Origin of the sequence: Thalassotalea piscium (assembly GCF_030295935.1) — a bacterium.
In the GTDB taxonomy this organism is placed as follows: domain Bacteria; phylum Pseudomonadota; class Gammaproteobacteria; order Enterobacterales; family Alteromonadaceae; genus Thalassotalea_B; species Thalassotalea_B piscium.
Genome location: NZ_AP027362.1, coordinates 3490149 through 3511486, shown reverse-complemented (window position 1 = coordinate 3511486; position 21338 = coordinate 3490149). Strand labels below are relative to the sequence as shown.

At 37.6% G+C, this 21338-nt stretch carries 18 protein-coding genes; 15 read left to right on the top strand and 3 right to left on the bottom strand.

Annotated features, from left to right (window positions below):
* Positions 1–200 precede the first annotated feature (200 nt).
* The 9 genes from QUD79_RS15655 to QUD79_RS15615 all read left to right on the top strand — a co-directional run bounded on the left by QUD79_RS15655 (position 201) and on the right by QUD79_RS15615 (position 10739).
* Entirely contained in the window at positions 201–584 is a 384-nt protein-coding gene (locus QUD79_RS15655; RefSeq protein WP_184424240.1) for a hypothetical protein, read from the top strand.
* Positions 585–787: 203 nt separating this feature from the next.
* Positions 788–2536: an autotransporter assembly complex protein TamA gene (locus tag QUD79_RS15650; RefSeq protein WP_184424241.1), complete on the top strand. Its 1749-nt coding sequence runs from the start codon at positions 788–790 to the stop codon at positions 2534–2536.
* Positions 2533–6270: a translocation/assembly module TamB domain-containing protein gene (locus tag QUD79_RS15645; RefSeq protein WP_184424242.1), complete on the top strand. Its 3738-nt coding sequence runs from the start codon at positions 2533–2535 to the stop codon at positions 6268–6270. The genes QUD79_RS15650 and QUD79_RS15645 overlap by 4 nt, the downstream gene beginning before the upstream one ends.
* Positions 6271–6446: 176 nt before the next feature.
* Entirely contained in the window at positions 6447–7409 is a 963-nt protein-coding gene (gene dusA, locus QUD79_RS15640; protein ID WP_184424243.1) for a tRNA dihydrouridine(20/20a) synthase DusA, read from the top strand.
* A gap of 535 nt (positions 7410–7944) precedes the next feature.
* A complete protein-coding gene (locus QUD79_RS15635) occupies positions 7945–8823 on the top strand; it encodes a sulfurtransferase (protein WP_246454944.1) in 879 nt (292 codons plus the stop codon).
* A 290-nt stretch (positions 8824–9113) separates the two neighbouring features.
* A complete protein-coding gene (locus QUD79_RS15630; protein ID WP_184424244.1) occupies positions 9114–9404 on the top strand; it encodes a hypothetical protein in 291 nt (96 codons plus the stop codon).
* A gap of 17 nt (positions 9405–9421) precedes the next feature.
* Positions 9422–10078, top strand: coding sequence for a phage shock protein PspA (gene pspA, locus QUD79_RS15625; protein WP_246454945.1), 657 nt, complete (start codon positions 9422–9424; stop codon positions 10076–10078).
* An 85-nt stretch (positions 10079–10163) separates the two neighbouring features.
* The gene (locus QUD79_RS15620; protein ID WP_184424246.1) at positions 10164–10373 is read left to right on the top strand and encodes a PspC domain-containing protein; all 210 of its coding nucleotides are present in this window, start codon (positions 10164–10166) and stop codon (positions 10371–10373) included.
* Positions 10374–10394: 21 nt separating this feature from the next.
* Positions 10395–10739: a hypothetical protein gene (locus QUD79_RS15615; RefSeq protein ID WP_184424247.1), complete on the top strand. Its 345-nt coding sequence runs from the start codon at positions 10395–10397 to the stop codon at positions 10737–10739.
* 88 nt (positions 10740–10827) lie between these two features.
* On the opposite strand, the gene QUD79_RS15610 is transcribed toward QUD79_RS15615, so the two are convergent.
* A complete protein-coding gene (locus QUD79_RS15610; protein WP_184424248.1) occupies positions 10828–11565 on the bottom strand; it encodes an enoyl-CoA hydratase-related protein in 738 nt (245 codons plus the stop codon).
* Between the two features lie 69 nt (positions 11566–11634).
* On the opposite strand from QUD79_RS15610, the gene QUD79_RS15605 reads away from it, so the two are divergent.
* The 5 genes from QUD79_RS15605 to QUD79_RS15585 all read left to right on the top strand — a co-directional run bounded on the left by QUD79_RS15605 (position 11635) and on the right by QUD79_RS15585 (position 18893).
* Entirely contained in the window at positions 11635–12102 is a 468-nt protein-coding gene (locus tag QUD79_RS15605) for a copper chaperone PCu(A)C (RefSeq protein ID WP_184424249.1), read from the top strand.
* A 9-nt stretch (positions 12103–12111) separates the two neighbouring features.
* Positions 12112–13104: a DUF2333 family protein gene (locus QUD79_RS15600; protein ID WP_184424250.1), complete on the top strand. Its 993-nt coding sequence runs from the start codon at positions 12112–12114 to the stop codon at positions 13102–13104.
* Positions 13105–13110: 6 nt separating this feature from the next.
* Complete coding sequence (locus QUD79_RS15595; RefSeq protein WP_184424251.1) at positions 13111–13866, top strand: TIGR04219 family outer membrane beta-barrel protein; 756 nt, start codon at positions 13111–13113, stop codon at positions 13864–13866.
* Positions 13867–14028: 162 nt separating this feature from the next.
* Positions 14029–17985 carry a rhombosortase-dependent M36 family metallopeptidase gene (locus QUD79_RS15590; RefSeq protein ID WP_184424252.1) on the top strand — a complete coding sequence of 1319 codons (3957 nt, stop codon included), beginning with the start codon at positions 14029–14031 and terminating at the stop codon, positions 17983–17985.
* A gap of 356 nt (positions 17986–18341) precedes the next feature.
* Positions 18342–18893, top strand: a complete 552-nt coding sequence (locus QUD79_RS15585) for a hypothetical protein (RefSeq protein WP_184424253.1) — start codon at positions 18342–18344, stop codon at positions 18891–18893.
* Positions 18894–18909: 16 nt separating this feature from the next.
* Here the strand turns inward: QUD79_RS15585 and hslO are convergent, their stop codons facing one another.
* Positions 18910–19773, bottom strand: a complete 864-nt coding sequence (hslO, locus tag QUD79_RS15580; RefSeq protein WP_184424254.1) for an Hsp33 family molecular chaperone HslO — start codon at positions 19771–19773, stop codon at positions 18910–18912.
* A gap of 3 nt (positions 19774–19776) precedes the next feature.
* A complete protein-coding gene (locus QUD79_RS15575; protein WP_184424255.1) occupies positions 19777–20184 on the bottom strand; it encodes an RNA-binding S4 domain-containing protein in 408 nt (135 codons plus the stop codon).
* A gap of 199 nt (positions 20185–20383) precedes the next feature.
* Between QUD79_RS15575 and gspC the strand changes: the two genes are divergently transcribed.
* Complete coding sequence (gene gspC, locus QUD79_RS15570; RefSeq protein ID WP_184424256.1) at positions 20384–21337, top strand: type II secretion system protein GspC; 954 nt, start codon at positions 20384–20386, stop codon at positions 21335–21337.
* Position 21338 lies beyond the last annotated feature (1 nt).

Below are 21338 nucleotides of genomic sequence, written 5' to 3'. Positions count from 1 at the left end.
ATTCGTACGAAATTTGTACTCGAAAGATCAACACGCCCTAGAGTGTAAAGTGAAAAAATACAGAGAGTTAAAAACACTGTTTTAGTTAACGACTACTTTACGCTTATGGCGATTTGTTAATGATAATGTCTGGATTTTTTATTTTTCTAAAATGTTAAATCTAAAGGGCTATTTTCAATTATTTGGTGTGATTAGTTTACATGATGTTAGAGATATATATAGGGCTCAGTGCCATTATTGGATTGGTTGTAATTTTTGATGGTTATGTTGTTGTTAAAAATAATGGCGTTGTTGAAACTAACCAAATTATTGTCTTAACGACAACTATCGAGTTTGTTTGGGCGATTGTTTCTGTATTTGCATTATTCACCTTAAACTTTCAGCAATGGCAAATATTGATCCCTGTGCTTTACCTTACCCATAATATTATTGGTTGGGTTTATGGCGTTTTACTCGTGTCTAAGTTACCTAAAGAGCCAGTTAATAAAGTGATGGTTCTGCTTTGGTATGCTAAGTTTGGTTTTAATTTTGGCGTAGTTTTTACACTTGCTTGCGGCTTTATTTTGTATCAAATGTATTTATAGTTACAAGTTACTCCTATGGTATTGAAAGCTTTTAGACTTGCTATGATTGTTTTTTCAAAAACGAGTATGTTAGTAACTTTTAGTTACCTTAATTCTATCCCGAATTCCCCTTTTAGCTGAATCATTACTTTCAGCAAAGCCCCTACTACTGTTATGCTATACGCTTACTTAGTTTTTTTAACGCTCAATGGCAAATTATTATAATGCATAGTCGTTTTTTTCTATTATTATTGATTTTAATTTCCCCCTTTGCATTGTCGAGCACGCTATCACTTCAAGTTACCGATAATTTACCTCGTGAGGTTAGCCAAAACATTTACGCTTACTTAGGTGCTATGCCAGAAACTGAAAGTGAGCGTGCTGCTTTTGTATTTACCGCGAAAAAACAAACCCAAAATGCATTAAAAGCGTTAGGTTACTATCGTGCAATAGTGACTAGCTCTACGGATAAAAACCTTGAAGAAGACCACTGGTTATTGTTGATAAATGTTGTGTTAAATGCGCCTACTATTATTGATGAAGTTAGCATTTACATTCGTGGTGATGCCCATAATGACAGTGCTTTTGAGGAAATGATAAAACAAGCTCCTATTGTTTCTGGCGATATATTACATCATGGAAAATATGAAGAATTTAAGACTAACTTGGTTTCACTTGGATTAGATCGAGGGTACTTTGACAGCAAATTTATTAAGTCGAATATTGCAATTAATAAAGATTTAGCCACAGCAGATATTATTATTGAATTTAATAGTGGCCCACGTTACCAATTTGGTGAAATTAAGTTTAATGATTTTGACTTAAACCCCGAAGTACTGCAGCCGTTAGTTGCTTTTAAGGAAGGCGACTTCTATCAGCAAGCGCTATTACAAAGTCTTCAAAATGAACTGGATAAAACACAATACTTTAGTAATGTTGTTGTTCGACCTGAAACTGAAGGAGCAAGTGACAATATATTACCTGTAGATGTATCGTTAGTGAAAGCAAAACGCCACCAATTTAATTTGGGGTTGGGTTATGCAACCGATACCAAAGAAAGGTTTTCTTTTGGTTGGAAAACCCCTTTAGTTAATCGTTATGGGCATCGACAAGAAACACGCTTGTCTTATTCAAAAATTAATCCAACCGGATACTTTATTTATGGTATTCCGCTGTCGCACCCTAATAATGATATTTTGCAGTTACAAACTGAGTTGGAAAAAAATGATTACGGCGGATTAACTAGTCGTTTTCTAGCGCTTCAAATTGGTCGTGTATACCTTAAAGATGATGTTTTGCGTCAACCTTATTTGAGATACCTTACAGAAGAGTGGCGTACCGACGGCATTTATGATGATGCACGATATTTTATCCCCGGCTTTACTTGGTCTGATATTGAGCGTAAAGGGCCGTTACTCGATCCTACCCATGGGTTTAGACAGTATTATAATATTGAAGGTAGTTATGGCGAACTCGCTTCAGAGACGTCATTTTTACGTTTAAATGCCCGCTGGAAGTATATTTCTTTAATTGCACCACGACACCGTTTTGTGGCACGGGCTGAGGTTGGGTATGTTATTGTTGATAAAAACTCGGAAGAAGACCTTTCTCCTTCGTTACGTTTTTATGCGGGTGGTGATCAAAGCATTCGTGGTTTTGATTATCAGTCAATTGGTCCTAAAGTAACCTTGTCAAATGATCCGAATAAGGGAGAGCAAGTCGTTGTTGGTGGTACAAATATGGCTGTTGCAAGTGTAGAGTACCAATATTATTTTTCAAACACGTGGCGTGGCGCATTGTTTGCTGACGCTGGTAGTGTAAGTAATATAGATAAGTTAGATCTTGTCTATTCTATTGGCACCGGTGTTCATTACCTTTCACCCTTGGGTCCAATTAGGCTTGCATTGGGTTACTCATTAAGTGAAGAAACTCCCTCATGGCGACTTCACTTCAGCATTGGGTCTGAGCTATGACCTATAAACGTGCTAGTTTTGGCTTAATGGGGGGGCTGACAGGCTTACTCTGTTTTTTTGCTATTTTGCTTTCTACTTCTTGGGGCGCGCAGTTATCGTTTTATATTGTAAAAGCGTTTGCGCCTATCGAAGCGAAGTACGAAAGTGGCGCGCTTTTAAATGATTTAAGGTTAAGCCAACTCACTATTAAAAACGAAAATGCCTTAATTGAGGTAAAAGATCTTCGTTTACAATTGCATTTACGGTGTTTTTGGAAAAACCAGTTGTGTATAGATGAGTTAAGTATTGCATCATTGCAATTGACTATGCATAAAGACAATTCAGCTGATAATGAAACAGTGGTTGAGCAGCCTAACGCTCCCGTAAGCTTTACTTTGCCTTTTTCTGTAAAAATGAAAAAGTTCTATTTAGGCAAAGCGCAAATTAATAGTGAAAAAATGGCAATTAAACTTGCGAATTTTTCGAGTGCGTTATCCGTTAGTATTAGTGCGACCAAACAGATGACGATCACCATTGAAAACTCTATGTTGGCGAATGCTCATATTGTTTTGCTTAAGTCTGAAGCTGCTAAAGTAAAGCCTGTAGTCGCTAATACGGCTTGGCCATTAGCAACGTTACCTGAAATATACCTGCCCTTTAAATTATCGTTAAAGTCATTAATTGTTAAAGCACTCACTGTGACAGAACAATCAAAAACAGGTACTGAGAACTCATTACTCAGCATATCAGATGCTTTTACACGCTTGTCGTGGCATAAAACACAATTATCTATTGAGAAGCTTTCATCAACCATAGGCACTGTGGGAGAGTTTGCGCTAAAAGGTAAGCTTAACTTTGTACCACCTTATGGGGTTGACCTTACACTTAACAGTGCGGTTAGCGACTTAGCATTATTGCCACAGTTAAATAATACCAATCAGCAGTTGTTACTGCAGGGCGACTTATCTCAATTAGTTGCTAAGGTCAGTAGTGAAGGTGAATTAGCATTAACAGCTAATATGTCGATAGATGCTACGAATGAAAACTTACCTTATAAGTTATCAGCAGATGTCACTAAATTTACCTTGCCTGACGATATTGCGGATGTGGTTACTCCATCAACACTATCATTACAAAGTGAGGGCGACCTTAATCACCAAAACATTGCTTTGCAAAGCAATATTAGTGGCTTTGGCTACCAAAATGCATTGCTGGAATTAAATGCTGATTATGTAGATCAACACTTTCAAATTAATACACTTTATTTTGAAGAGCCTAATGCAAATAACAAGCTTAATCTAAAAGGTAAGCTGCAATTGGGTGATAAAATTTCATGGAATCTAACGCTTAACTCTAATGGTTTAACACTCCCTACCATAGATCAGCGATTGTCGGGACGAATTCAAGGAGATATTAAAAGCGAAGGGTTCTGGCAAAACAATGAATGGTCTGTAAAGCTTATTAACTCTGAGCTTACCGGTGAAATTAACCAAATTACACTTAATGCCAAAGCGAATATTGATGTTAACCACACAGGTAAATTAGCACCCAGCGAAGTCGTACTTCATTATGGTGATATAGCGCTTAACATTGAAGGCTATAGTGATGAAAACTGGCATGTTCAAGGTCATACTAATATAAAAAGTATTAGTAGCTTGCTTGCACAAGTACAGGGTGGCTTGAATGCTTCCTTTGAAATTTCGGGCCCAGTATTACACCCTGAGGTTAGTTTGCAAGGGAGCGTTGATAATATACTTTTTGATCAACTTGCTAGTGATAAAGTGAACTTTAATGTGCAATATAGCCCATTGAACAACCATCAGCATAACATTACTTTTACTAGCGCGGCTATTAATTGGGGTGACCACTTTATTAATGATTTTAATTTAGGGAGTCGTGGTAATTATAATCAGCAAAACATTAATTTAGCTTGGTTGGGTGACTCGTCTGTAGACTTAGTTTTTGATAGTGAGTATTCACCTACTAATGAACAGGTGAAAATCGATACACAAACATTATCGCTTGCGTTAGCTAAACAAGCGTTTAAACCTGATCAGCCAATTAATCTTATCTACAATAATAGTCAGAAGACACTAGCACTGAACAAGCATTGTTGGCTTGGCACAGGGGCGCAATTATGTTTAAACCAAAATGTTCACTTAAACCTTGGCAAAGATAAACTTGCTTTAGCTATAACAGCAAACACCGATTTATTAACATCTTTTATTCCTAATGATATGCGCTTAGAAAGCTCGTTAGAGGGTGATGTTTTTATAGGCTGGCAGCAAAATAGCATGCCAACTATTGATGCGGGTTTTATTATTAATAAAGGGCATGTTCAGGTTGATAAAGAAGATGGGCTACACACCTTATTAGCGTGGCAGCAAGGTAAATTGAACATAAAATTTAATAACAGTAGTTTTCTAAGTAATGTAAATTTATTGACCTTAGATAGCCGAGAAATCCTAAGTGCAAATACCACTCTTTCGCTTGAAGATTACCGTTTTGTTGATACCAATGTAACAATTAACGATTTTAACTTATCGCCTTTACAAGTTTTTACCCCTGAGCTTTCGTCGCTAGAAGGGTTATTAAATACCCAGCTTAATATAGCAGGGGAGTTAACCGATCCTTTAATTAATGGTGAAGTAAAACTTACCAAAGGCAAAACTAAGATTTTGGGTAACATTAATAACGTAGACGAGATAAATTTAGCGGTTACATTTAACGGCAAGGAAGCTATTGTTTCTGGAGGCCTTAACCTTAATAACAAAACAGCAAGCTTAACAGGTAGTGCTAATTGGAAGGATGAACTTGAAGGGCAATTTAACTTTGATGGTGAGTCGTTACACTTTTCTGTGCCGCCAGACGTCACCTTAACCGTTTCTCCGCACCTTATTGCGCAAATAAATGCCTCTGCACTTAAATTAACTGGACGGATTGAAGTGCTTGATGGGCACTTATCGATTAATAAGTTGCCTCAAGGCAGTGTAAGTTTAAGCAAAGACGTAATTATTGTTAATGATAAAGGTGAACAGGTTGCCAAGGAAAAACCATTTGAAATATTAACTAATATTCGCGTATTAATTGCGGACGCTTTTAAGGTTGAAGGGCAAGGGTTTGTTGGACGCATTGGTGGTGAACTACAAATAAGTCAGCAGCCACAGCAACCGGTACAACTTTTTGGTAGTTTAAAAATTCCTGAAGGTCGTTATCGAGCCTATGGACAAGACTTGTCGATGACCAAAGGAAATATTGCTTTTAATGGCCCAGTAAATAACCCTTATGTTTCAATACAAGCAACGCGAAGTATCGAAAAAGAGAACATTGTTGTTGGCATAGAAGCTACAGGGTTAGCCAATAGCTTAAACATTAAATTATTTTCAAAGCCGACTATGCAGCAATCTGAAACCTTGTCATATTTAGTAAGGGGGCGAGGCTTAGATGCTGAAACTAGCGACAGTAATACCGCCATTGGTGTTGCTTTAGGCACGGCGATTACCAACTACTCTGGTTTGTTAACACAAATTGAAAAACTCCCATTAATTAATCGAATTGAAATAGACGGCGATGACAAGCAAGCCTCTATTGCAGGCTATATTGGAGAGCAAGTGTATATTAAATATGGCATTGGCATAATGGAGCCAATTAATGAGCTAACGGTAAGGTTCTATTTGTTAAATCGATTGTGGGTAGAAACAGTATCAGGGCTAGAAAACTCAGCTGATATTTACTACTCGTTTGATATTAAATGATCGTTGCTAGCAATAAGTTAAGTTCACGGTAGCAAAATAGCCTAAACTATTTTCTCTTCACACTATCCTCTTTGTTTAGCGCCCATAAACCCGTATAATTCGCGAAAAGTTTTGCTGTTATTTTTTTAATGGCTTGATATAAACACATTTTCTACAAAGGCTATACTTTCAATTACATGATTTCTCATAAACTTTCTGTTGCACCTATGCTCGATTGGACTGATCGTCATGCGCGTTATTTTTATCGCGTGTTGTCTAAGCGTACGGTTTTGTATACCGAGATGGTGACTACAGGTGCTATTTTGTTTGGCAAAGGTGATTACTTGTCGTTTAACGATGAAGAGCATCCCTTAGTATTGCAGCTTGGAGGTAGCGATGTTAACGCTATGGTTGAATGCGCGAAAATTGCTGAGCAGTATGGGTACGATGAAGTAAATATCAACGTTGGTTGTCCGTCTGATCGGGTACAAAATGGTCGTTTTGGTGCTTGTTTGATGAGTGAGCCACAGTTGGTGGCGCAATGTGTTAGTGAAATGCAAAATGCGACGGGAATTCCGGTAACGGTGAAGTCGCGTATTGGCATTGATGATCAAGACAGCTATGAATTTTTGCATACCTTTGTTGATACTGTGGCTCAGGCAGGTTGTCAGCATTTTATTATTCATGCCAGAAAAGCATGGCTTAGCGGTTTAAGCCCGAAACAAAATCGTGAAGTTCCACCGTTAGATTACGAACGGGTTTATCAAATTAAACGAGATTTTAGTCATTTAGCCATTTCAATAAATGGTGGTATTAAAACGTTTGAACAAAGCCAAGAGCATTTACAACACCTTGATGGTGTGATGATTGGACGAGAAGTGTATCAAAATCCTTATATGTTAGCACAAGCGGATAAAACACTTTGGCAAGATAATGATGCAGTACTAACGCGCGAAGCAGTGATAAACATAATGGCAGATTATATTGACCGTTATGTTGCTAATGGCGGCCGTGTTTGGCATGTTGCTCGCCATATGTTGGGCTTATGCAATGGACTCGCAGGAGCTAAACAATTTCGTCGTTATTTAAGCGAAAACGCGAATAAAGAAGGCGCGAATAGTCAGCTGCTAAAAGACGCATTCGCTAAGGTAAGCAATTAAAGAACGCTGTTGTGTATACTTTGCTTATCGTTGTTTACTGTAAGCAAAATTTACGCGTTTAATTAACTAATAATTGGTAAATATTACAAATATATTCATGCTTTTGTTCATTTTTACTTTTTTTGTTTAATCTATAAATAAAAATTCATAATTAAATCAAGCGAGTATAAATTAAAGTTAATATGGCACAACCTTTGTAAGGGATTATACGTATCTAATAAAGTGATGGTGGTTATACCCTATAGGGTATTAAACCCAATTTAGCTTGATGTTACGGATCAATAAGAACAGATAATTTAATTGTTCTTCGTATTTATAAAGGATAAAGGTATGCTTAGCCTAATTACTATTGGTGTATTAATAACTACTCCAGCATTAACCATGTTGGTCGTATCATTTGTTGTTAGTTTGTTTGAAGCGGAAAATACTACAACTATACAAAAGCGGGAGGGTAATTTGAACGCTTAACAATAGTTACTTAATTAACTTATTTCCTTTCTTTATTCATTCTAAAAAATCATGCATAGTTACGGTAATGTCTGCGCTATTAGATGCCGGTAACTTAAAAATGCCTAAATTTCAAAGCCCCCTTATAACTTGTGAGCAACTTCATTCAATACTTGCCGATAATAATACTCTTGTGCTTGACGCGAGTATTCCTCCTATTGGTTCACAGCCGTTACCTGATGCAAAGTGGCCAGATGTTTGTATTAAAGGCGCTATTAGGTGTGATATCAATGGTGTATTTTCTGATCATAATAATAACAGCCCTCATACTATGCTTTCAGCAAAGGCATTTGAGTTAGCGGCAAGGGCTATTGGCGTAAATAATGACTCAGTTATTGTTGCTTATGACGATTTAGGCTTGTTCTCCGCTGCAAGAGTTTGGTGGATGTTTAAAGCGATGGGGCATAAAAATGTTTATGTGCTTAATGGTGGTTTACCACAATGGTTGAAGTTACAGCTGCCAACAGCCCGTGCGGATGATTCAACTCAACTACAGCAAGGTAATTTTATCGCCAAAAGGCAAACGCAATTATTTTGCGATAAGGATCAAGTATTGAAAGCGATAGATGATAATGCTGTAACAATATTAGATGCTCGGTCAGCCGAACGTTATAGTGGCATGGCTGCAGAACCCAGAGCAGGTGTACGCAAGGGCCATATACCAGGCTCAGTAAATTTACCTTATAGTAACTTGCTGGATAATGGCTTATTTAAATCGAATAGTGAAGTTAGCCAGCTTTTATTAACACACGCTAGTAAAGATAAGCAATTAGTAATGTCATGTGGCTCTGGTGTAACTGCTTGTATATTGGCATTAGCAGCAGAAATTTCCGGATTTGAATCAGTTAGTGTTTATGATGGTTCATGGAGCGAATGGGGCTCAGATCACAATTTGCCAATAGCATAACCTACCTTTTATATTAGGGTTTGTTGATCTTACATTTAGTTATCGCCTGAAACTAAAGGTCAACAGATCCTAATAATTCCATAACTTGTTTTTTTAACCAATTCGTTAGTCAAATACACTATTTTTTGGTTTGACATAATATGTCCACATCTTGTTAAAAAAACTTAGAATATTTATTTTTCTTTAATAACAGTTGCTTACGAAAACTTTAATTGTTGGCATGTCACTTGTAATAGTAAAGATAACTTCATGATTAAATGAATACCAAATTAACTTTACCAAGGATATCGATGATGAAAAACGCAATTAAAACATTAGCAATTATTCCACTTTTAGTCGGTTTAGGTGTATCTACTTCTGCTGCAGCTCAAGACCAAGAGATTCTAACTTCTATTGACAAGGCTATTGCGGCTCAAGGTCAACAGGTAACTGAGTCGATAGCAATAGAGCTTAAAAAATCTTATTTAGCAGATATTGCTTTAATGGCAAAGATGGCAGCCACGCAATGGAATGATAAAGAACAAGTTATTGCAAAAAGCAATTTAATAAAAACAAACTCACCAACTGAATTAAATAAATAAGGGGATTTATTATGGGCATGTTTACACGATTCACCGACATTATTAATGCAAATATAAACAGTATGTTAGATAAAGCTGAACATCCTGAAAAAATGATTAAATTAATCATTACTGAAATGGAGGAAACATTAGTTGAAGTACGCTCAACAGCAGCTAAGCACATCGCTGAAAAGAAGTCACTGTTAAGACAAATACGAGTGTTGGAAACAAGTGCGGCTAACTGGCAAGAAAAAGCGGAACGAGCAGTAAGTAAAGCACGAGATGACTTGGCTAAAGCTGCACTGGCAGCTAAGCATAAAGCCTTATCAGAGATTGAATTATTAACAGCTGAGTTACAAGCATTAGAAGAGTTTCTAATGTCAGTACAAGACGATGGTCAGAGTATTCAAGATAAGTTAACTGAAGCTAAACGTCGCCAAGAAGCTTTAATTTTACGTCAACAATCGGCTCAGGTCCGCTTAAAAGTTCGAGAGCAAGAGAATGTGTACAATATTGACGAAGCAATGAATAAATTTGAACGCTATCAGCAAAAAATTGATCGTGTTGAAGCTGAGTTGGAAGCGTACGACTTAACAAGGAATAACGATTTAGATAGTCAATTTAAAGCGCTGGAAGAAGACGAAAGTGTTGAAAAGGAGTTAGCAGAGTTAAAAAGTAAAGTTGCTAACGGTTAGTATTTTTTAAAGCTTACCGCAGAAAGACTGAAAATCTTGAGCGCTAAGCATACAGCGAAATTGGAATTTATTTTAGGAGTAACACATGAGATACCAACACAGTTATAGCATTGAAAAAACATTGGCAAAAGACAGTATTCATAAAAAGCTTTCGGGCGTGTGTGCAGGTATTGCAAAGCATTATGACTTACCAAGAATTGTAGTAAGAGTTGCAGCAATATTCGCACTAATCACTTTTCCGGTAGCAACGGGTGTTGCTTATATAGTGGCTTCGTTGCTGATGCCGACAAGGTAAATGTTAACAAAGGGGCAGAGTATGTCATTTTTCAAATCATTATGTTTAGCAATTGCAGCGACATTGTTTTTAACTTATGTATTTGGCATAAGTCTGATTGAGTTTTTTAATGTAGATATTTACATGGACGAAACGCATATAGAGCCTTTAAAAGCGATCAGCATCTCTGCTTTAGTGGTAGTATTGTTAGTGTTTGCTGCATTAGCGATTATATTAAGTGTGTTTGGCACCATTATTTTTGTAGGACTACTGGTTGTTGGTTCATTGGTTATGGTGATGATAGGGGTATTTTGGCCAATATTAATAGCGGCAGGCGTTATTTGGTTAATTGTTAGAGATAAGCCAAAAAAGCAAAAGTATGCTTAGTTTAATTTTGTACTTGGCGATGTCACCTAAGGCGTAGTATTGCCTTGTGACTATCGCCAAGTTGTTTTAAAGAATAACCAGGCTGTAATTACCCGAAAAACTGCTGCATGATTTTTTTACAGTCATCAGTTTCAAGTAAACGAGTGAATTCTTTAGCTTCATTAACAAGCGCTTGTTCTACGGCAGCCTGATTAGTTTGCTTTAATAACCGGCGTGCGGTTAGTACAGAGTCTTGTGGTAGTTTAGCAATAGACTCAGCTACCTGTGTAGCCATAGGTAATAATTCTTCTGGCTTACAGCATTTATTAATAATTTGGTACTCAAGTGCTTGTTGTGCAAAAAATAAGTCACCTAAAACCATTAATTCAAATGCTTTGTTATGACCTAACTTTAGCGGTAAAATAGCGCTTGAACCTGCTTCAGGGCACAAACCCAATTGGCTAAAGGGTAATTTAAATTTACTATTATCAGAAGCAATAATGTAGTCACTATGTAATAATAAGGTTGTACCGATACCAACAGCAGGGCCCGCAACAGCGACTACAATGGGTTTTTTAAAAGCAGCGAGTTGCTTAACAAATTTAAATGCAACAAACTCTTCTTTACCATCATGTTGAAGAAAATCAGCGAGGTCGTTTCCGGCGCTAAAGCATTGCTCATTACCTTGAATCAGTACACAATGAATAGCTGAGGTTTGTTCGGCATAGTTGAACAAGCGGCAAAGTTCAGAATACATGGCTTTGTTCAGTGCATTTTTTTTATCGAAACGGTTAAGAGTGATTGTTAACACGTTATTTTTTTCGTTTGAGAGAATTAAGTTATCCATTTTCCAATAGCTTAGTTAATATAAAGGCATTACAACCATAGACAAAATTATTAAGGAAGTATAGCGTCAATGATAAAACTAATTTATAAAACTCTTATAGTATCGAGTTTAATGGTAGCAACAACATTACCCGTATTGGCGCAGCAACTTATGGTGAGCGAAGGCTATGTTAGAGCAACTATTCCTGGTACAAACGTGTCTTCAGCCTATATGACTTTAAAGAACAACAGTAATAGTGCAGTAACATTAATTGGCGCAACTAGTGATGTAAGCAAGCGAATAGAAATACATGAGCACGTAATGACTGACTCAATGATGAGTATGCGTCAGCGTCAGCAACTTGTCATTGATGGTGGTAGCCAAGTGCAGTTGCAGCCTTATGGTTATCATTTAATGATTTTTAACTTAGACCAACCACTAGTTGCTTCTGAAAATGTTACGATCACATTACAATTTTTACAGGGTGAACCACAAAAAGTTGTGCTGCCAATACACAGTATTAAAAAGCTATCTAAAGATAGTCATAAACACCATTAGGAGTTCGTTATGACCGCTAAACTTTCCCCAAAATTTATTTTATCGCTGTTAGCAATTTTAATTATTATTTTGTACTTTATTGGTGTGTACTGGAGCTTTGAGCCTGAACCGTTTGATGTAAAAGCAAAGGCGGCGGCTGATGCTCAAGACAATAATGTAACTTTAGTGGTGGGTTATACAACCACTAGTACATTAATTCATGTGAGCGAAACCTTGCTGAACAAGCCCGGTGGCTACTTATCGAATGATGCGCTACCGCCGTCATTTTTTCTTGATAATATACCTGCATGGGAGTTTGGTGCCTTAGAAATGGTTAGAGATTTAGCACTAATAATGCGTCAAGAGTTTAGCCGGTCTCAATCTCAATCAATGGAAAATAAACACCTACAGATAGCTCAGCCACAATTTAATATTGACAGTAAAAGCTGGGCAATGCCAAGTGCAGAAGGTGAATATCAAAAAGCAATTAACGCTTTGTATAAATTTCGTACAGAGGTGGCTGATCCAAATAATCAGTCAGCACAATTTTATGCTCGTGCAGATAATTTGCGAGATTGGTTACACGAAGTGACCAAACGTTTAGGTAGCTATTCGCAACGGTTAAGTGCAAGTGTTGGGCGCGAGCAGTTAAATGTTGATCTTGCTGGCGACAATGTTGCAACGCAGTCAACGTACACCCAATCGAACGTGGCATTAAAAACGAGCTGGTGGAAAATTGATGATGTTTTTTATGAATCACGCGGTGCCACTTGGGCGCTATTGCACTTTTTAAAAGCGGTTGAAGTAGACTTTAGAGAAGTGTTGGAAAAGAAAAATGCGCGCGTTAGTTTACAACAAATTATTAGAGAATTAGAAGCAAGCCAAGAGTCTATATGGAGCCCTATGATTTTAAATGGCTCAGGTTTTGGTATGTTAGCAAATCACTCTTTAGTAATGGCTAATTACATATCACGCGCAAATGCGGGATTAATCGATTTAAATGACTTATTAAGTCAAGGGTAAATAGTAATGAAAAAAACACTTCTAGCTGCGAGCTTGTTATTGGGCTGTAGTACTAACGTTTATGCAGATGCTATTGGCGTGTATGTTGGTGCTAATGTATGGGATCAAAAAGCCAAAGGCGTTTTAGGTAGCAGTAATGACCAGTTAGACTTTAATTTAGCTGATCAACAACAAATGAATTATTCGTTAGCGGTAGAGCACCCATTGCCTTTTATTCCAAACGCAAAAGTTGCGTCTACCTCATTACAAACCGACGGTATGTTAACCTTAAATTCACCATTTGAATTTGATGGTAAAACTTTCGATGAATCAAGCCAAGCATCAGCTAACTTTGATGTTAGCTTTGTTGATTACACCTTGTATTATGAGTTGTTTGACAATGACCTTTTATCATTTGATTTTGGTATTACAGGACGTGACTTTGACGGTTCCGTAATGGTTACGGGCCAAGTTAATGGTAGTGTGGCTTCAGGTGAAATATCAACCAGTGAAATTGTACCTATGCTATATGCACGCACTAATATTGGCTTACCTTTTACGGGGTTAAACTTTTTTGCCGAAGGGAATTTTTTATCTATAAAAGATCATACACTATACGATTACCAAGCTGGAATTAGCTATGAGCTTGTTGATAACTTAGCGATTGATATTAATCTTACACTTGGTTACAGGGCATTGAAGTTAGAGTTAGACGACTTAAGCGACCTATATACTGATATAGAGTTTAACGGTATATTTGCTGGGGTTGTTGTACACTTTTAATTGAAGATGCTCTTAAAAAAACAACCCCGTAAACTTATTGTTACTTTTTTGTAAAAATAAATTTTATTTTGTGATAACTTATTTATACTGATAGCTTGAGCAATACCTGAAATACTGGTATTGCTTACTTATAAATATAATTAGATAAATGAAGGAATCATAATGAAGTTTAAAAAGTCGCTTGTTGCCTCGGTTGTTACCTCTGCTTTAAGCTTAACGGTATTGAGTGCCGTTGCTGATGATAGTGCTAACAAATCGTTTTCAACTCAAAAACTATCTTATAAAGCATTCGCTAGCACTAACGTTAGCGATGTTGCCACTATTAGTGGTATGCAAAATCAATTCGATCGCGGTATCAACCAACAAACGTTTCAATGGGCGACTAAGCAACACGCTAAGCCAAATTTATTAACTATTGCTGCTGATAAAAAATTAGCATACGCAGCGGACTTCTACCTCAACCAACTTACCGGCTATTCAAGTCAGAAATCAGGTGCGAGCAAGGTATTTTTATCTTCGGTACATGAACAAAAACGTGGCGCAAATATAGCAAAATACAAGCAGCAGGTGGCAGGTATTGAAATATTCAATCGTGAATATAATGTCATGATGGATGAGGCATTTAACTTTGTTGCTTCATCAGGTTATTTAGCCGATAAATCTGCAGTAGCACTTTCATCGCCACAACTAAGAGCGCTACCGTTAGCATTTGGTGATGCGTCAAACGCGATAAAGCAAGCTTTCTCAGTAAGTGCTAACAATCCAGCAACAATTAAAATAACATCACAAGACGTTAAAGGGCAATACACTGAGTTTCAGGTTGAAAACCTAGACACGAGCAAGCAATTGATTGGCACGCCACGAGCAAAAAAAGTGCTATTTGAATTAAAAGGGAGATTGATCCCTGCGCATTATGTGGAAATTGAAGTCAGTGAAATTGACTCGGTTGATTCTACTTTCTTTGCGTATGTCATTGATGCAAAAACTCAACATGTATTATTTAAAAATGACTTAAGCAGCCATGCGGCGGAATTTAACTATCGTGTATATGCCGATGAACAAGGGGCTCCATTTGATAGTCCTCATGGGAATGTTATCCCTGCAGCTTCAAACGCAAACCCGCTCGATTATTTAAGTGCCGCATATTTACCTGCACCATTACTGAGCCTTGCTCATGGTCCTATTTCAACTGAAGATGCCTGGCTAGCCGATGATGCAACTGAAACCGTCGGTAATAATGTTGTTGCTTATGTTGATGCTATAGCTCCTCAAGGCTTAACCAACGGCGACTACACTGCTGAAACCACATCAACGGCAACGTTCGATTATGCTTATGACGCAAGCCAAAGCGAGTATTCTGTCAATAATAGAAAAGCAGCAATTGTTAACCTGTTTTTTATGATTAACTACTTACATGATGACTTTTATGATCATGGCTTTGATGAAGTTGCCGGAAATGCGCAGTTAAATAATTATGAGCGTGGTGGCGTAGAGGGTGATCCATTATTAGCTGAAGTGCAGGATAATTCAGGCACTAATAACGCAAACATGTCGACACCTTCCGACGGTGGTTCACCACGTATGCAAATGTATTTGTGGGATAAACCAGCGCAAAACGGTGTAGATTTTGGTGTAACCGTCACTTCAACTGATATTGGTTTACTTGATTCAGGACGTACAGCTCGTTTTGGCCCGCAAACTTTCGAAGAGGTTACTGGAAAACTCGTTATTCTTGATGATGGTACAGATGTAACCAATGATGGTTGTGAAGAAGCAATTAATACAAGTGCGCTTGCTGGCAATATTGCGATTATTGACCGAGGCGGCTGTAGCTTTACATCAAAAGCATTAGCAGCGCAAAATGCTGGTGCTATAGCCGTAATCGTTGCTAATAATAAAGATGGTGATGCCACAATTATTATGTCAGGTGACGATGATCGTATTACCATTCCATCGATGAGTATCTCGCAAAACGATGGTATTGCTGTATACGCTGCCATGGCGGAAGCAGATGTTACAATTTCAATGTTTAGTGAGCAAAGTGGCCGAGACTTTAAGGCGAGCTCTTGGGATAACGGTATTGTTGCCCATGAATGGGGACATTATATTAGCAATCGCTTAGTAGGTAATTCTAACGGGTTAATTAATAACCAAGGCCGTTCTATGGGCGAAGGGTGGGGAGATTTCCATGCTTTACTATTGTTATCCGAAGAGAGTGATAACACTATCCTTGGTAACGATAGCTATAATGGTGCCTATTCGGCTACTTCATATGTAGCGCCGTTTACTTCTGGTATACGCCGTGTACCTTATTCAACTGATATGATGATTAACCCGTTAACCTTTAGCGATATTGGTATATCGGCTCGTGTTCATGACTCAGGTGAAATTTGGGCCACTATGCTTTGGGAGTCTTTTGTTGGTTTAGCAAATGATGATCGCCACAGCTTTAACGAAGCCAAAGACTTAATGAAAGACTATTTAGTTGCTGGCTACAAAATGACACCGATTGCACCTACTTACACCGAAGCTAGAGATGCTATTTTAGCCGCCGCTTATGCCAATGATGTTGAAGACTACAAAGTCATTTTAGCAGCCTTTGCTAAACGTGGAATGGGATTAGGTGCAGTTTCACCAAGCCGTTATTCAACAGATCATGCAGGTGTAGTAGAGTCAGATAAAGTTGAATTATCAACCTTTATTGTTAATAACCATAATTTAAATGCAAATTATGAAGGGCTAACTACAGGCTACTGTACAAATGACAACATTTTAGACAAAGGTGAAACTGGCACAGTTAGCTTCACAGTAAGCAATAAAGGCAGTGAATCTTTATCAAATATACAGGGTAAAGTTGAGGTGTTAAGCGGACACGATGTTACCTTTGCCAATGAAGGGGTAGTTAGCTTTGACTCAATCGCTGTGTTTGGGCAGTCAGATAGTGCGCCAATTGAATTTACGCTTAACGACGCTGGAGTTGGTGAAGAGCTGGTTTTAAAACTTACCTTTCCAGAAATAAATGAAGCAATTGAAGCGGGTGAATACTCTTTAACTACCACGGTAAATATTGGTTTTGAAGAAAGTGCATCGAAAAGTGATGATATGGAGACCTTGTCTACCTTGAATGACTTTTCTGAAAATGTCATGTTAGGCGGTGAACTTGCCAAAGGTACTGCCAGTATGGATGGAAGTTTTGCTGCGTTATTTCCTGATTACTTTGGTGTTGATGTAGGTGAGCAATATTTACTTATTCAAAATAATGCTTTTGCTTCAGATGTTGCCTATGAAACTCGCGCATTTACCGTAGGGTTTGAAGGTGACTTCATTATTGACTGGTTCCATTACTTTGACTTTGAAGTAAGTGAAGATGAGGAAACCGGTGAAGTGCTAGCTGCTTGGGACGGCGGTGTTGTTGAAATTAGCGTAAACGGCGGAGAGTGGGCTGATGTCACTGAAATGGGGGGAACCTTTTTAGGGGATGGCTACACTTATGAATTATCAGACTATAACCCTGGTTTACCTGGCCGTAACAGTTTTACAGGCTTTAATGTCGGTTATGAAGCAGTTAGCTTTGGTAGCGCATTAAACGGTAACGAAGTACGCTTTAGGTTCAGAGTGGCAAGTGATTCTGTGGTTAATAACTTAGGTTGGATAATTGATAGTATTAACTTTTCAAATGTTGAAACTAACTTCCTATCCTCTGTTGTTGCGGGTGATGCGTTAGCATGTGATAACCGGTTACCCTTTGTAACTGCTTCAGATGATGTTACAGCGCAAGAAGGTAGTGCGGTAACATTAAGCGTTTCTGCAACCGATCCAAATGGTGATGCGTTAACTTATGCGTGGGAGCAAACGTCTGGACCAACAGCAACCTTATCAGGCGCTGACACTACAGAATTAAGCTTTACAGCACCTAGTGTAAGTGATACTTCAACGTTAACTTTTAATGTAACAGTGGATGATGGCACAGATGCGGTTATTAAGGCGGTTAATGTAACAGTAAATAAGAAACCAGCACCGGTTGTTGAAAAACCTAAACCGAAAAGCGGCGGTGGCTCAACCGGGTTGTTTAGTTTATTGTTATTACCTCTAGCATTGTTGCGTCGTCGTAATAAATAACTCTATTTAGCGAAAGCTAAAATGTACTAGGGGCTGTAGATCTTTCAGTTTATAGCTCTGTTGTACTTGAATAAGGTGTCAATCGAGGCGCTTAATGTAATATTTGGTTGTTCCAAATGCACATTAAACAACAAAGAGTGACCCTTTTTCAAGACAACCCAAAGGGCTATGGTTATTTCTCAACCTAACTACGTTAAAAATAGTTAAGGTAGAATAACTACATCGCACTATTTTCGCCTTGTTATCTTAAAAAATAGCCTATAGCAGAGCCTAAAAGGAAAGATTAACAGCCCCTAGCTATAAGGCTGATGTGAACATCAGCCTTTTTTATTTAATCTGTCAACAAGGGGTATTAAATGTTGATTATCTTCAAAAAAATGTTGTTCGTAGCCATTGTAGGGCTAAATGTCAGTTGTTCAAAAACAACAGATAATGAGATCAAAGATGAGTTACCACAAGTTGCTGAGTCTCAAACTACAGCGCAACAAAAATTAAATGAAGTTAACCAAAAATTAGCAGTAAAACCAATAAAAAAACTAACTAATACGACAGGTAATCAACTGCAAAAAAGGGTATTAAATGGTGAGTTGTTCACTTTAGAGCAAACCCAAAAGATAATTGAGGGAGCGACAGTTTTTAATGTATCGATGAAACAATACGGGTTAGTCAAAGGGAGTTTGGTGATTGTTACTCCCTTAACACAAACATCAACAGACATCGTAAGATTAGGGCTTGATAATACACTAGTTGAAATAGCCGCGAATACCTATCGTGTTACGCCAAATGATAGATCACGGCTCTATTCACTTTATCAGCAGTTAGCCGCCAATAAAGCAATTGAAGTAGTTGAATTAGAAATTGACTATAGTGGCAAAAAAAATGGTGATAATGCCCCTGTGTATCAATAAAGATCAACAGTATTGCTTAGTGCTTTTTATCACTTAAAAAAACGACTAAATCATTTTCATCGAAACGGTAGTCAGTTAAGCAATAATCACAAGTCATACTAACATTGCCTTGCTCAGCTAAAATGCTTTTCAGTTCGCTTGGCTCAATTTGAGAAATTGCACTTAAGCATTTTTCTGCAGAACAACTACATTGATAAGTAACAGCTTGTGGATCAAATAACATTACTTTTTCTTGATGATATAAGCGATAGAGTATCGTTTGTGCATCAAGGGTAAATATCTCATCTGCTTTTATGGTATTGGTAATTTGGCATAAATGTTCAAAGTCACTCACTTGCTGTTCTTTATCATCACCATCTGGTAATAGTTGTATTAAGCTTCCAGCTACCATTTGTTTTTCATCATCATGAAATAACCAAATTTTAGTGGGTATTTGTTCTGACACCTCAAAATAATGAGCTAAACAGTCAGCAAGTGTTTCTTTTTCTAAAGCAACAACCCCTTGATAAGGTTCACCTTGTTTTGGCCTGATAGTGATTACCATATTACCTTTACCAATTAGCGCTTTTAAACCATAAGCTTCAGTGACTTCAGTCACACGCGCGATTCCGCGCATTTTTTGTTGATGGTCTCCATTAATAACCGCATATCCTACCGGTCCATCACCTTGCAGCTGCACTGTAATTTCGCCTTCAATTTTAAGAGTGGCCGTTAATAAGCAAGTAGCAGTTAGTAACTCTCCTAGTAATTGTCGTACACCTTCAGAATAGTCATGATTTGCAATAATTTGCTGATAACTTTTACTCAGTTGCACTAATTCACCTCGTGCATGAAGGTCATCAAATAAATAGCGGTTTAATACATCAAATGGTTGGTTCACAAATTAGATCCTTTCTTTGAGCTGTCGAATCTGGCGACGTTGCTTTTTATCAGGTTTAACATCGCTGGCAGGGCTAAGTAAAATACCTTGCTTACGGGCTAAGCTATTTTTTTCTCTTGTTTCGATACTTTGTTTGGTTTCTAGGTAAAGTGTTTGGGCAAATGCTGCGTCTCGACGTTTATCGGCTAAAGCAATAATTTCTACTTCTTTTTGCTCGTAGCCCTGACGTAATACTACTTTATCGCCAACTGAAACCGCTTTACCTGACTTAGTACGTTGACCATTATAAAACACTTTACCACCGTCGATCATTTGTTTTGCAATCGCACGTGTTTTATAAAACCTAGCTGACCAAAGCCATTTGTCTAAGCGAACAGTTTCGTTTAATTTAGGTTGCTGATCTTGCTTCATAATCTTGTATATTTGTTCATATTATATAGGCTATTATATCGATATAAAAAGGCCGCGCACGTTATCATAGAGTAATTTTTTTCGCTATACTTTATAAATAATAGTAAAAAATTAAGATGTTAACTTGTTGGAAAGCATCCACTGACGTATTATCAGTAACAATTTATTAACTTTTATCACTTATATAATAAAGAGCAGTATGCAGTTACCCAATAACTGGAATGAATTTAACAGTGTTTTGTTAAAGTTTCCGCAACAAAAAGCAGCAAAAGTAATTTGTGTATTACTACTTATATACGTGGCTTTTTTAGCAGCAAAAATTACTTGGTTACTGCTTGATAATGATACCACTTTTACTTCGGTTAGTTATGAATTTTCAAGAAGTGCAGGCCAAGCACCTCATTCAATTGACATTAACCCAATAAAACAACTGAATTTATTTGGTCAATACAACCAAGTTAAGCAAGTACCAAACGTAGAACTAGCACAAGCCGAAGACGCCCCTGAGACAAAGTTGAACTTAACATTAGCAGGTGCTGTTGCTAGTGATAATGCGGCTATTGCAGCTGCAGTTATCGAAAACAATGGTAAACAAGCCACTTATGGCATTGATGAGCAAATTATAGGGACTCGAGCCACTTTAGCGAAAGTTTTTCATGATAGGGTATTAATTAAAGTTAATGGTAAACTCGAAACATTGATGCTTGACGGATTTAAATATCAAAAACACTCGAGTATAGGTACACGTAAGTCTGAATTACCTAGAGCTCCTTCATCAAACCGAGCTCAATCTAGCTTTACTAGCCCCAATATTGTTGATCAACGAGATAACGAGCGTTTAAGTGCAACAACTCAGCAGTTAAAAGACGATCTAAACGAAGACCCAGGCAAAATAACGGACTACTTAAGAATTAGCCCTAAACGCCAAGGGGGCAACATTGTTGGTTATAGTTTGATGCCAGGGAGTAATAGTGAATTCTTTACTTCATCTGGCTTAAAGGCGGGCGATGTTGCTGTACAAATTAATGGTTATGACTTAACCGTACCGAGTAACGCAGCTCAAGCGTTACAAGAACTTAAAGAGCAGTCGGAAGTCTCACTTATTGTTGATCGTAATGGCGACATTACTGAGATTTTATTTAGTATAAATTAGT

What these genes read in the sequence shown, in the direction of transcription:
- QUD79_RS15575 (WP_184424255.1), bottom strand. Translation starts at nt 20,184, where the DNA reads ATGAAGCAAGATCAGCAACCTAAATTAAACGAAACTGTTCGCTTAGAC.
- QUD79_RS15585 (WP_184424253.1), top strand. Translation starts at nt 18,342, where the DNA reads ATGTTGATTATCTTCAAAAAAATGTTGTTCGTAGCCATTGTAGGGCTA.
- gspC (WP_184424256.1), top strand. Translation starts at nt 20,384, where the DNA reads ATGCAGTTACCCAATAACTGGAATGAATTTAACAGTGTTTTGTTAAAG.
- QUD79_RS15650 (WP_184424241.1), top strand. Translation starts at nt 788, where the DNA reads ATGCATAGTCGTTTTTTTCTATTATTATTGATTTTAATTTCCCCCTTT.
- QUD79_RS15610 (WP_184424248.1), bottom strand. Translation starts at nt 11,565, where the DNA reads ATGGATAACTTAATTCTCTCAAACGAAAAAAATAACGTGTTAACAATC.
- QUD79_RS15590 (WP_184424252.1), top strand. Translation starts at nt 14,029, where the DNA reads ATGAAGTTTAAAAAGTCGCTTGTTGCCTCGGTTGTTACCTCTGCTTTA.
- pspA (WP_246454945.1), top strand. Translation starts at nt 9,422, where the DNA reads ATGTTTACACGATTCACCGACATTATTAATGCAAATATAAACAGTATG.
- dusA (WP_184424243.1), top strand. Translation starts at nt 6,447, where the DNA reads ATGATTTCTCATAAACTTTCTGTTGCACCTATGCTCGATTGGACTGAT.
- QUD79_RS15595 (WP_184424251.1), top strand. Translation starts at nt 13,111, where the DNA reads ATGAAAAAAACACTTCTAGCTGCGAGCTTGTTATTGGGCTGTAGTACT.
- QUD79_RS15655 (WP_184424240.1), top strand. Translation starts at nt 201, where the DNA reads ATGATGTTAGAGATATATATAGGGCTCAGTGCCATTATTGGATTGGTT.
- QUD79_RS15615 (WP_184424247.1), top strand. Translation starts at nt 10,395, where the DNA reads ATGTCATTTTTCAAATCATTATGTTTAGCAATTGCAGCGACATTGTTT.
- QUD79_RS15645 (WP_184424242.1), top strand. Translation starts at nt 2,533, where the DNA reads ATGACCTATAAACGTGCTAGTTTTGGCTTAATGGGGGGGCTGACAGGC.
- QUD79_RS15605 (WP_184424249.1), top strand. Translation starts at nt 11,635, where the DNA reads ATGATAAAACTAATTTATAAAACTCTTATAGTATCGAGTTTAATGGTA.
- QUD79_RS15630 (WP_184424244.1), top strand. Translation starts at nt 9,114, where the DNA reads ATGATGAAAAACGCAATTAAAACATTAGCAATTATTCCACTTTTAGTC.
- QUD79_RS15635 (WP_246454944.1), top strand. Translation starts at nt 7,945, where the DNA reads ATGTCTGCGCTATTAGATGCCGGTAACTTAAAAATGCCTAAATTTCAA.
- QUD79_RS15600 (WP_184424250.1), top strand. Translation starts at nt 12,112, where the DNA reads ATGACCGCTAAACTTTCCCCAAAATTTATTTTATCGCTGTTAGCAATT.
- QUD79_RS15620 (WP_184424246.1), top strand. Translation starts at nt 10,164, where the DNA reads ATGAGATACCAACACAGTTATAGCATTGAAAAAACATTGGCAAAAGAC.